The 12,233-nt window shown below is 39.3% G+C and carries 10 protein-coding genes; all 10 read left to right on the plus strand.

Going from position 1 to position 12,233, the window contains the following annotated elements:
• Positions 1 to 242: 242 nt before the first annotated feature.
• Complete coding sequence (locus GO009_RS14590; RefSeq protein WP_163627167.1) at positions 243 to 1,463, plus strand: hypothetical protein; 1,221 nt, start codon at positions 243 to 245, stop codon at positions 1,461 to 1,463.
• A 24-nt stretch (positions 1,464 to 1,487) separates the two neighbouring features.
• Complete coding sequence (locus GO009_RS14595) at positions 1,488 to 2,186, plus strand: hypothetical protein (RefSeq protein WP_163627169.1); 699 nt, start codon at positions 1,488 to 1,490, stop codon at positions 2,184 to 2,186.
• Between the two features lie 297 nt (positions 2,187 to 2,483).
• Positions 2,484 to 3,755 (plus strand): amidohydrolase family protein, encoded by a 1,272-nt coding sequence (locus tag GO009_RS14600; protein ID WP_239057480.1) that lies wholly within the window; start codon positions 2,484 to 2,486, stop codon positions 3,753 to 3,755.
• 22 nt (positions 3,756 to 3,777) lie between these two features.
• Positions 3,778 to 4,491: a CPBP family intramembrane glutamic endopeptidase gene (locus GO009_RS14605; RefSeq protein ID WP_163627174.1), complete on the plus strand. Its 714-nt coding sequence runs from the start codon at positions 3,778 to 3,780 to the stop codon at positions 4,489 to 4,491.
• A 142-nt stretch (positions 4,492 to 4,633) separates the two neighbouring features.
• Positions 4,634 to 6,403, plus strand: a complete 1,770-nt coding sequence (locus GO009_RS14610; RefSeq protein WP_163627176.1) for a serine hydrolase — start codon at positions 4,634 to 4,636, stop codon at positions 6,401 to 6,403.
• A 123-nt stretch (positions 6,404 to 6,526) separates the two neighbouring features.
• Entirely contained in the window at positions 6,527 to 7,555 is a 1,029-nt protein-coding gene (locus GO009_RS14615; protein WP_163627178.1) for a C45 family peptidase, read from the plus strand.
• 5 nt (positions 7,556 to 7,560) lie between these two features.
• Positions 7,561 to 8,490, plus strand: coding sequence for a polysaccharide deacetylase family protein (locus tag GO009_RS14620; protein ID WP_163627180.1), 930 nt, complete (start codon positions 7,561 to 7,563; stop codon positions 8,488 to 8,490).
• Between the two features lie 62 nt (positions 8,491 to 8,552).
• Positions 8,553 to 10,256: a serine hydrolase gene (locus GO009_RS14625; RefSeq protein WP_163627181.1), complete on the plus strand. Its 1,704-nt coding sequence runs from the start codon at positions 8,553 to 8,555 to the stop codon at positions 10,254 to 10,256.
• A gap of 36 nt (positions 10,257 to 10,292) precedes the next feature.
• A complete protein-coding gene (locus GO009_RS14630) occupies positions 10,293 to 10,994 on the plus strand; it encodes a hypothetical protein (protein WP_163627183.1) in 702 nt (233 codons plus the stop codon).
• Positions 10,995 to 11,098: 104 nt separating this feature from the next.
• Positions 11,099 to 12,223: a VCBS repeat-containing protein gene (locus GO009_RS14635; RefSeq protein ID WP_163627185.1), complete on the plus strand. Its 1,125-nt coding sequence runs from the start codon at positions 11,099 to 11,101 to the stop codon at positions 12,221 to 12,223.
• Positions 12,224 to 12,233: the final 10 nt, after the last annotated feature.

Raw genomic sequence — 12,233 nt, forward strand, 5'->3', positions numbered from 1 at the left:
AAAAAGACAACTATTTTTTAGAGCAGTACGCTTTGTCAACACCTTTTACAACCATTAGGGGCAACAGTATTAAATGCCTCTTTTTGATTTAATTGCCACCCGTTCAAATAATTTTTTATGTAACGTTAACGGTTTGTTAACGGTTTTGGGATTCTGTGTTTGCCCATGGCGCAGTGTCCCATTATTTTCGATCCATCAATTCAAAAAACGAACAATTTTTAAATTTTATATCATTTATTCACATGAAAACAACAAAAACAGTCTTATGCCTACTATTGGTCTGTATGGGTTTTACTGCCCGATCACAACAATTGAAAAAAGGAACGTACTATCGCACGGCCAGCGATGGCACCATTGAAGTTTCCGACTGCTGTGACAATGGCAAGTTAACGATTACCTTCAAGAACACGGACGGAACCGAAAATACCAGGGAACTGAAATCCGTGCAAGGTACCGATGGGCTCTACCTACATGTGGGCGATGGCTTTTTCTATTTTATAGCCGAGAGCGATGGGTATCTTGAGCGATACATTTTCAACGGCAACTTTAATTATGCTACCGCAGATCCGGCTGATTATTATGAAATCCTGTCTCAAGATCAATCCTTGGTCAATTCCAAAAAGAGCTCTGCGGAATTGAGACGAAATATGCTGGAAAGCGGAAAGGAAAAATTCTACTTTCCAAGACTATTGTGTAAATATGCCAAAGCTCCGGCAGAGGAAAGATTTCAAATCGAAAAACCCTATAAGGGCATCAGTTCATTCGGTAAAAAGGATTTTGTGCACATCGAGAGGGTCGATAAAAACATCATTGATGTAACCATAGGGGTAAGAATAAAAATGTTTGCCAAATCTCAAGGTGCTACCAAATCTTTTTATAGACACCACTTAAATCCAAACTTATTTATTTATTATGGCACTCCAACGTATTGGGGAAGAAGCACCCCTGATGAGTATCTGTACTTTGGTGCAGATGGCCAGCATTATATCTATGATGAGGGACAAAAGACCATATTTCTGTTCGGTGACGATAAGAAAAAGAAATACAGCGATCAGGAAATCACAGAAAATGAGTTCAAGGCCAAAGACGATATAGAACAGAAGTTCAAGGATCAGCGGGAAATATTTATGAATAGCTGGGTTGATAAGCCAAAAATGCCCACTGCTGCCATGAACGATGATGCCATAAAGGCCGAAGCCCTGAAAGCACTCCAAAAACATGCCAAGGAGAAGGGCTGGAAAGAAAACTTTACCGACCTTGTAATTACCTCCGGTAGCTGGAGCGATGTGATCACAACATCCTATATTGGGCGTATTGTAGAAGTTGCCGCAAAAGCCACATGGCCTGATGGTCACTGTACGTTCCAGTATTTTGACTTGATGTCCATGCATGAAAACGGGGAGTATGGCAATACACTTTTTCACTACGCCACAGGAAACCAATATGATACCGATTGTGAGTAATCAGCGGGTACATATTGCCCTTACATGATTTTTAAATCCAAGACCACTATGCAGCGCAATATCTGCATGGTGGTTTGTTTTTTAATCGGTAATGTTCAAAGCATGAAGCTATTCTTTTCCATCACTGCAATTATTTTGTTGTCCGGCACTTCTCTATGGGGGCAAGAAAACCGGGTAGCGCTGTTCTCTGGAAACCCTGAAGAACGTGTTCAACCTTTTGACACTTTGATCTATGAAGACATGACCTCCATGGTGCTGAAGATTGCTAACGTTGGGGATTTTGAAAAATATGATAAGTTAAGACTGATATTGACCTGCGAACTTCGGAATGGAGGACGTAAAGCCTTGAAACCCAAAAAATATTATGCGCAGCATGAAATAACATGGAACCATGCATCAGTGAAGAATACAGATTCCATTAAAGTTGTTGTTTTTGATGAAAATGGACATTCGGACTTTGATGAAAAAATGAAAAGGAAGTTCAAGAACTTTTCCATCAGTCCAACACGGAGAAGATGGCTAGAGTATTGGGCAGCTTATCAGTACCAATTTGAATTATATGGTTTTCAAAAATCAAATAAAGGGAAAAGTATATCCGATCATGGAAACTTTTCTGAAGAGCAATACATACAAGATGAGATTTTAGGTAGGAGCAGCACTTTCTATGTTCGTTCATTGAGGAGAAAAAGACCCCGCGTAGGAGCCTTGCTTATTTTAAGATAATTCTTTGGGGAAGCAACTTACTGACATATAGCATAACCATTGAAACTCCAAAATTTGAAGTACACCACGGACAAGTAGAAAAGATTATCTTACAAAAACAACCAAAACGCAGTGAAAGACACCATACCAATATCATTTTTAGTATTGATCCTTATTTTGGTTCCATTTTTGGGTTGCAATAATGTTCATGGATCAAAATCCCACCATTATCGAAATAGCCAAGTTTCATCCACACGGGACATTTATTCAGATAGTATCCTTAAATATATAAAGTACAACTATCCAACTTTGGCGTTGATGCATGTCAATGTTGTAGATGGAACCGGTGCGGTCTTAAAGGAAGATCAAACCATTGTAATTAAACACGGTTTGTTCGAAGCCATTGGCGGGCCTACCGAGATTAAAGTTCCAAGGAATGCAAAAATCCTGGATCTTAAGGGAAAAACCATTATCCCGGGCATTGTGGGGATGCACAATCATTTACATATTCCAAGATTTCCCGATGTAGGTGACGTAGCGGCTAAATTATACCTAGCATCAGGAGTGACTACTATTCAGACCTGTGGAGCGGCCTCTCCAAATAATGAAATAGCACTTTCAAATACTATAGAAAAAGGGATGCAAATTGGACCGGATATAATTCCCAGTGCACCCTTCATCACGGGAAAAGGTGGCAATCCCAATATGATTATTCCAAGAAATGAAAAGCATTTAAGGGACACCATGCAACATTATATAAATCAAGGTATAAAATGGTTCAAGGTGTATCGCAATACAAATCCTGATGACCTAAAGGTCATTATTGATGAAGCCCATAAAAATAATTGCAAAGTAAGAGGGCATCTATGCTCCATAACCTTTGAAGAAGCCACTAAATGGGGAATCGATGGTATTGAGCATGGCTTAAACAGTACGAGTGATTTTAGAACCGATAAAACGTACGGTATATGTAATGGCGGACGTGAGTATATGGATGAACTTATAATAGAAAACCCAAAAGTAAAAGCATTACAGCAATTGATAATCGATAATGATGTGTTTCTGACATCCACACTATCCATTTATGAAGCCAGTATTCCCAATAGGGCGTATGCAGATGAAAGAACATTAAAGGCCATGTCCCCATTTTTATTGAACGAGTATAAAGAACGAAGGGACAACTTTGACAAGAGCATAAAAGATACCATCAGAAACAATAGGTTAAAACGAATTATGCAATTTGAATACCAGTACTATAAAATGGGAGGTTTATTATGTGCGGGTGTAGATGCGGGCAGGTATGTGCTTCCGGGTTTTGGTGACCAACGAAATTACGAATTGCTCATTGAAGCCGGTTTTTCCACGCCAGAAGCTATTCAGATTATGACGGGCAACGGTGCAAAAGCATTGGAACGTTCCAATATTGGAACCATTCAGGAAGGTAAAAGGGCCAATTTTGTAATCCTAAACGGAAGCTTGGAAAAAGACCCTACTATTATTGAAAAGGTCGAAACTGTTTTTAAAAATGGCGTTGGCTATGATCCTGATTCAATTTTGGAAACCATAGAAGGGCAGTTTGCAAAAGAATGAATCACAAACACAAACTATTGATATGAAGACTACAAATTCAGTAAGCAAGACAAAAACGTTGGTTGTTTTTATAGCGACCATTATTTTGGGGTATCTGCTTTTTATTATACCCGATGTTTTTTTGGGGGTCACCAAAATAAATGGAGGCAAAATCGGCATCAACTTGCTTTATATTGCCCTCTTTCAATTGATATCGGTCACAGCTCTACTCTACTTTTCCCTCAAGATCCTTAAGAAAAACTTTAGAGATATTGGCCTTAGTTTCGAAAATCTGGGGAAAGATGTACTCTTGGGCCTCCTTTTCGGTGGCTTGTGGACCATTCTTCAATTTGTTTTCATTATTCCCAATACAGGTGGAATAAACCGTCCGGACATTTATGGGATGTCCAAAATGTATGATGGCACCCTGGTCGGAACCTTGTCTTTTGTGGCGTTGGGGGTAATCGGTGGTGGAATCACTGAAGAACTTTTTAACCGCGGCTATTTCATCAATGTACTGAAAGAGACCTTCAAGAACCCAAAAACAGGGCTGTGGTTTTCGGCAATTTTGTCCATTTTGATTTTTGCATTGGGACACATGCCTTCTAGTCCATTGGATTGGTTCGATATTTTGGTGCCCACGATACTATACACAGTATTGTTCATTTGGACCAAACGCCTTACGGCTTCCATAGTGGCCCACGGAGTCTACAATATGTCAGCCATTATTTTAACCTATTATATGTATTTTCTCTAAGAAACAAAGTTTGTGATTGTCAACTCGTTGGTAGAAAAGGAGTTAAACCATTAAAATAGTGTAACAAAAACTAAATAAATCACTCTTTGGCTATGGAAGCTGATCAGCTTCTTTTTTAATTCATCAAATCAAAAAAAGAACAATGACACACAATCAAACCAAAAAACCATTTCGATTACTTTTAATTTTAGTATTCACCTTTCTGACTCATTCACAATTATTTGCCACTTGGTCGATAATTGCAGTAGACCGTAAGACCGGTGAAATAGGCATTGTAGGCGCTTCTTGTACTTTTGATGTGTCCGGTATAGCATCAATCGTCCCAAGAAAAGGAGCCATAGTGGTCCAGGCAGGAAGTGATTATTTCGCACGAATGAAAGGCGCAGAATTAATGAACCAAGGAAGTAGCCTCGAAGAGATATTGACGGCCATGAAAGATGAAAGATTCAATCCCGAAAGACAACAATATGGTGTGATTTTAATAAACACCGATGCAAGTCCCCTTGTTTATTCAGGTGCTGAAATCAAAGATTGGAACGGAGAAGAGGTGGGTAACGATTTTGCAGTTATGGGGAATATCCTTCCGGGGCAACAGGTTGTTTTAGATGCGTACAAAGCCTTTGATGAAAATAGGGACAAGCCTTTGGCCGAACGACTGATGTTGGCCCTAAAAGCTGGTGAAGAAGCTGGGGGCGATAAAAGATGTGGCTCTCAATCCGCCAGGTCAGCTTTTATCATGGTATACAACCCCAAAGATGATGCTATCTTTAAAATGGCCATTCAAGGCATAGAAAAAGGAGGAAAACCCGCCGTCACCTTGCTCAATCAACAATTTGCCCGTTGGAAAAATCAAAAAACAACCCAAAAGCAAGAAGGAACCGATAAAACCTTTAAGTCCTTCAACGGTAAACGTATTTCAAAATCGGAAATGGATACATTTATAGATGAACAGATGAAATTTCTGGAAATTCCAGGCTTGTCCATAGCTTTTGTTAACGGGGATAAAATGGTGTATGATAATTACAAAGGCGTAACCAACTTGGACACCCAAGAAAAAGTAACCAAAAACACCCTTTTTGATGCTGCTTCCATGTCAAAGACTGTTTTTAGCGTTTTTGTATTGAAAATGGTGGACCAAGGTTTACTGGATTTGGACACTCCGCTATATACCTATATGGAATACCCTGATATTGCTTATGACGAAAGGTATAAAAAAATAACGGCCAGAATGGTACTGTCCCATACCTCGGGGTTTCCCAATTTGAGGTATTTGAACGATAAAGGGGAATATAATCCCAATAACAAACTTACCATCAGCTTTGAACCGGGGACCCAGTTTCAGTATTCCGGGGAAGGTTACCAATACCTATCCAAAGTCATTGCCCATTTAAAAGGTATTCAAGAAAATGAGTTGCAAGACCTTATGGAAACTGAAATTTTTGAGCCCTTGGAAATGGATGAAAGCAGTTTTGTATGGAACGATTATTTAGAAGCTCACAGGGCAAAAGGGCATTTTAGAGGAAAAAGGAACGATGGTTGGAGCATAAATGCCAATAACCCCAATTTTAACCCCGCTGCCAGTTTGCAGAGCAACGTTAGTGCATTCAGTAATTTTTTGGTTGCCATTATGAACAACACCTTGCTTTCCGATAAGAGTTATCAAGAATTGACCAAGATCCAATCCACATCTTCGGCAACGGAAAAAAGTAAATCACGCAACTATGGCTTGGGAATTGTAATCGAGCCTTCGGCGGGTGGTACAAACTACATGCATGGAGGCGATAATTTGAGTTCCACTGCCCATTACATGTTCAATAGGGATCAAAAAGTAGGATATGTGTTTTTTACCAATTCCGAAATGAAGGAAAAATTCAATGAGAACTTGTTGGATTTTCTGTTGGAGAAAGACTAGGACATTTACTCGATTGTTATACTATCAACTTCCTGAAAATCATGCAATTTAAATTTCAATTGCTTTTTTTGATATTTTGGTCAGAAGCCAAAAAAAGGAGCTTTAATTAAAACAGTATAAATTATGTATCACCCCAGACTTTATGGAGACTTCTATGATATGGGACTCAAATATGGTAGCCTTCTTTTGGACAAAGCTAATTTTAACTTGCCAAAAATAAGTAAGGAAAAGCATGACTTCGGCCTAGAGTCGTATAAGGAGTTACAAAATTTCTATCCAGAAGTGATAGAAGAAATTAATGGCTTTGCTAAAGGAATAAATGATAAACCTGAACAGGTAGGTGCCTTTTTATTAAGTCTTGGGGTGTTTAATTCAACAGGGCAATGCAGTGTATTTGCATTTAAGAACAACAGTTCGGTTGTTTTTGGGAGAAATTATGACATGCTCTATGCGTTTAAAAAGTTTACAGAAAGCAACTTAATTGCCCCTAAAGATAAATATGCCTATATCAGTCAATCTGATGTTTTTATAGGACGTTCGGATGGGGTTAACGAAAAAGGGTTGGCCATTGCCATGTCTTTTGTAAATGGTAATAAAGTTCAACCAGGCATCAGTTTTCATTTTATGATAAGGAAAGTTCTGGAAGAATGTAAATCAACAAAACAAGCGATTGAATTAATACAAAACGCAAAGGTTTCTTCAGCAAATAACTTTTTAATTGCTGATAAGACAGGAGATATTGCAGTCGTAGAATCTTGTCCTCAAATGGCATGTGTTAGAAGGCCAAACCCCCACGAAAACTTTATAACCATAACAAACCAATTCCAATTAACTGAAATGAAGGAACACGAAAAAGGAGGCGTTGCATGGAGTAAAAGTTTAGAGCGTTACGAAGGTTTGGAAAAACAATTAAGTGCCCTTACAAAAATAGACCTTACTAAAGCAAAAGAAATCTTATCCAATAAATGTGTTTGTTTAGATTTAAAAAAGCAAGGCTTTGGCACTATTTGGTCTGTTGTGTCCGAACTTAATGAATTAACGATCGAAAGAGCCGAGACCAAACCGAAAGTTTCAAATTATAAAGCTGACACAAGGCTCAATTGGTGGTTGGGAAAGAGAGATGGTAAAAAAATAAATACTCAGGAAAAATAGAATAAATGAAAAAGCAGCTTTTTACAATAATCTTGTCTTTTTGTCTGTACTTAGGCCTTGCCCAGCAAAAATCTATTTCCATAACCATTGATGATGTACCCAATACCACAAAGTATCAAAAAGACGGTTTTACTCCGGTGCTATTGAACCTGTTGGACTCCTTGGATGTTCCCTTTACCATTTTTATCAACGAGGATAAAATTCTGCAAACAGATGCAGTAAACCGTAACAAGGAACTCTTGGAATCTTGGATCAAAACGGATAAGGCATTGATTGGAAACCACACCTATAGTCACCCCAGATATTCCGAGGAGGGTTTTAAAAGTTTTGTAAAAGATATTGAGCAAGGTGAAAATTTGACAAGACAGTATGCTGCCAAGTACAATAAGGGGCTTAAGTATTTCCGGTTTCCGTTTAATGATATAGGCAAAGATTCCATCCAGCATACACAAATTAGGGAGTATTTAAAATCAAAGGATTACATAATAGCCCCTTTCACCGTAGAGAGTTCTGATTGGATGTTCGATTTTGTTTATCAGCATTATTTGGACAATGGCGAAGTAGAAATGGCCAAGGCCATAGGGGAACAATATGTTGAAAAGACTATCGCCTTGGTCAGGTTTTTTGAAGAAATGACGAAAAGTTTATACGGACGCTCCGTAAAACATATCTATTTGTGCCATGACAATGCCATTAATGCCGATTATTTGGGGGAAATCATCACACGGCTAAAACATGACGATTACAAAATCGTAAGTTTCAAAGAATCGCTCACCGACCCGATTTATGATCAAGAAGACCACTATTACAAAAAGTGGGGCATTAGTTGGCTATACCGATGGATGGATACACAGGAAGAACGTGTAGAATGGATGAAGCAGGAACCTGATTTATCTGAAATACAGGACGCTTATCAACAAATCCTTGAAAATTGAAGCCTATTGAATTGAAGGTATCATTTTCAACAAAAGTTAAGCTCAACCATCAAACATTCATTATGATAAAAAAACTGTTTATTGTACCATTACTGGCAATACTGTTCTCTTTTTGCTCCCCGAAAAAGGTAACATTTGAAACGGATGAACTCATCGGGGTATGGTCCGGATTATTGTTCCAGACCGAATCAAAGTACGATTCTTTAATCTTATCACCTGCAAATGACCCCACCGAAGCCCGCTTATACTCGAAGGGCAAGGAAACCGTTCACCATATCATCAAAAAAGGAACAGATTTAAATTTCAAGGATTCCTCAGGTCTCCGTTTTGATGCTTTTCTGTCCCATAATGAAAAAACTTTGCATGGAGTGCTTACCCATGATCTTTGGGCACAAAGCCTCAATTTTCAAAAAAAGGGAATGCAATGGGTCGCCAAGATTCATAAACCGGAAATAATCGACACTGATTATCTCGTCTATTTGGAATTTTATAAAGATTCTGCAGGCACGGTACAGGCCAATATTCAGAGTAACAAGGAAAATAGGGAGCTGCATTTTACCATCGATAAGGTTTTGATCGAAGGGAACCATATCAACTTCAACATTACGAACGACCGTTTCGGGATTTCGGCTGAGTACAATACAGAGAAAAGGAATATATCCCTTAAGTATGGCAACGCTGGGGGGAAAAGGGAAATTCAGTTGGAAAAACTCAACGATGATCAACTGGAAGGCTATTTGCCAAGATCGCCCCATGAAAACTATGTGTATGAGATTCCCAAGGCTCCCGATTCCGCCATGCAAACAGCTTCTTTGGAAGATGTCGGCATCAATAAGTCGCTTTTGGACCTCATGGACCCAAAGAACAACAAGAACCTGGAGCACATCCATAGTATTCTGATCACAAAGAATGGAAAACTTGTGTTTGAAGAATATTTTCACGGATATAGCAGGGAATACCTTCATGATATACGGTCCGCTTTTAAATCCATGGCATCCTTGGCGGTGGGGAGGGCGATGATGAAAAGTGATGGATTAAAGGTTGAAAATTCCATTTTGGACTACTATCCTGAATACGACATTAACGATGGTCGGAAGAAAAAAATTACTGTCCATCATGCATTGACCATGAGTACGGGCATACAGTTGGAGGATGAAGATAAGATGCAATGGGAGCACGATGACTGGGTGGGGTACAAACTCAACCTCCCCATGGAGCACGAGACAGGAACCGTTTACGAATACTCCTCTGGAGGCAGCAACCTTTTGACCGAGGTCATTCAAGAATCGGTGGGTACCTATCTTCCTCTTTTCTTTTATGAGGAACTATTGTTGCCCATGGAAATCCATAACTTTCAAATGCTCACATCGCCACAAGGGAGAGGATATTTGGCAGGGTCATTTTATATGCGGCCCATCGACTTTACCAAGTTTGGATTATTGGTGCTCAACAAGGGAACATGGAACGGAGAACCCTTGATTTCGGAATCCTGGATCAAGAAATCCACGACACCCCATATAAAAGGAAGTTGGCCCAAAAATTCCGATTATGGGTACTTGTGGAGGCTGTTGGAACGTGAAGTAGGTGGAAAACAGATGAAGACCGTTGAGGCTTGGGGCAATGGCGGCCAGTTTCTTATCATCATTCCCGAAATTGAAATGACCATTACCATGACAGGGGGCAACTATAATTTATTTCCAGAAATGGAGGACCGTCCTTTTTCAATTGTAAACAAATACATATTGCCCGCCGTTCAATTAAAATAAGTGCTTACATCATCAAATCAAAAATGATATAATAAAATGAAAAAACAGCTTCCAATAATCAATTTCGCTTTTCTGATTGTTTTGACCTGCTTTTTCTTTTATGACAGACAGGTCAAAAATGTGGAAACATTCAAAGAAATCCAGGCAGAAAGACTCAGCATAATTGATGCAGAGGAAAACTTGTACATTTCAATCAGCAACCCCGAAAAGCAAGCATTGGCCACTACCCATGGTATTCCACACAACCCAGGTTCAAAAAGAGACTTGCCCGGGATCATATTTTTTAATCGTGTTGGGGATGAAGTAGGTGGTATCTATTATGATGGAACGGATGAAGAGAATTTTGCAGGCATCACCTTTGATCAACAAAAAAATGACCAAATAATGGCCATTATGAAAGATGAGTACTTGGAAGGGGGCGAGTGGAAAAGGTGGTATGGAATGTTCTTTAGGGAACGGTCCGATTCAATTCGGGTGGAAAAATTGTACGAGCAATTTCTTGAACGTACAAAATCAATGACAAAGCCAGAAAAAGATGTTGAATATTTGAAATTTAAAAAACATCTGGACTCCGAAATCAATGTGTACAGAATGTTCCTGGGTCGTGAAGAAAACAAGAATACAGGTTTGTTCATCTATGATTCAAAGGGAAATGAACGGATTAAAATTTATGTAGATGAATTGGACAATACCCGGTTTGAGATTATTGACAAAAATGGAAATAATACAACCTATTAAAAAACTCTTCGGCAATGGCAATAATTTTAGTTCATCGGGTCGTGCCCAGAGAATTATTGAATTTTTGGAAGATGACTGGTTTTACGTATAAAAAAAATAAGTTGATGAAGTTAAATAAAATACTTAAAAACATGTTATTGGCCGTTTTTGGGGCCATTTCAATGACCACATTTTCACAGAACGTGTCTTTCCAAAATGCAGACGGTTTCTTTTCCATAGGCACCCAATCTAACCGAACTGCATCCATAACCCTGGTCGATGTGGACAAAGATGGTGATTTGGATGCCCTTGTTGCCAACGGACGACATTGGGCAGAACAAAATTACATCTACTATAATGATGGAAAAGGCGGTTTTAAAATGGCACGGCCCATCGGTAATTTTCTGGACGCCTCATATGCCATCAAGTCGGCCGATTTCAACAATGACGGTTTCATGGACATTGCCGTTGCCAACGACAATGTTCCAAACGCACTGTATTTCGGTACTGAAAACAATCGCTTCACGGAGCGACCGCCCTTTGGGGCCATATCACCATCACGGAACCTCGAAATTGCCGATGTGGACAATGATGGCGATATGGATTTGGTCATATCGAACAGAAAGGCCAAAAACGAGATTTGCTTGAACGACGGTCAAGGTAACTTTACAACTGTTCTCCATTTTGGTGATGGGTTGGACCAAACCATCCAAACATTGGTGACCGATATCAATAATGATGGTCATCAGGACCTGATAACTGCAGAGAGACAGGGCAATAACAGAATCTACCTTGGTGATGAAAAGCTGTCATTCACCCAGGTTCTGGAATTTGGCAATGAAAATGTTGAAACACGTTCCATAGCCATTGCAGACATGGATAAAGATGGCTTTTTGGACATAGTTACTGGAAATTTGGAGGCAAAAAACACCATTTATTTGGGCAATGAAAGGTTGAACTTTGACAAAACCCTTGAATTGGGAAGTGAACGTTCCACCTATTCCATACAAGTTGCCGATCTGGACCAAGATGGCCACATGGATATTGTGGAAGGGAATTCCGAGGGGAGGAATTATGTGTTTTTGGGTAAGGAAGATATGGATTTTCAAGAAATTGGTCTCAGGGAAGACCTCGAAGATGATACCTATCATATTGCCATTGGAGATTTGAACAATGATGGACTACCAGACATTGTGGAAGCAAATTCGGGAGCTTGGAATTTGTATTACAGAACCTTAAAAAGCAGATGAAGTAAATCTG

The organism is Allomuricauda sp. TY007 (assembly GCF_010468565.1).
GTDB lineage: Bacteria > Bacteroidota > Bacteroidia > Flavobacteriales > Flavobacteriaceae > Flagellimonas.

Excerpts from the sequence above, each read along its gene's own strand:
- GO009_RS14610 (WP_163627176.1), top strand. The coding sequence starts at position 4,634 with ATGACACACAATCAAACCAAAAAACCATTTCGATTACTTTTAATTTTA.
- GO009_RS14615 (WP_163627178.1), top strand. The coding sequence starts at position 6,527 with ATGTATCACCCCAGACTTTATGGAGACTTCTATGATATGGGACTCAAA.
- GO009_RS14625 (WP_163627181.1), top strand. The coding sequence starts at position 8,553 with ATGATAAAAAAACTGTTTATTGTACCATTACTGGCAATACTGTTCTCT.
- GO009_RS14620 (WP_163627180.1), top strand. The coding sequence starts at position 7,561 with ATGAAAAAGCAGCTTTTTACAATAATCTTGTCTTTTTGTCTGTACTTA.
- GO009_RS14590 (WP_163627167.1), top strand. The coding sequence starts at position 243 with ATGAAAACAACAAAAACAGTCTTATGCCTACTATTGGTCTGTATGGGT.
- GO009_RS14600 (WP_239057480.1), top strand. The coding sequence starts at position 2,484 with ATGCATGTCAATGTTGTAGATGGAACCGGTGCGGTCTTAAAGGAAGAT.
- GO009_RS14595 (WP_163627169.1), top strand. The coding sequence starts at position 1,488 with ATGATTTTTAAATCCAAGACCACTATGCAGCGCAATATCTGCATGGTG.
- GO009_RS14635 (WP_163627185.1), top strand. The coding sequence starts at position 11,099 with ATGAAGTTAAATAAAATACTTAAAAACATGTTATTGGCCGTTTTTGGG.
- GO009_RS14605 (WP_163627174.1), top strand. The coding sequence starts at position 3,778 with ATGAAGACTACAAATTCAGTAAGCAAGACAAAAACGTTGGTTGTTTTT.
- GO009_RS14630 (WP_163627183.1), top strand. The coding sequence starts at position 10,293 with ATGAAAAAACAGCTTCCAATAATCAATTTCGCTTTTCTGATTGTTTTG.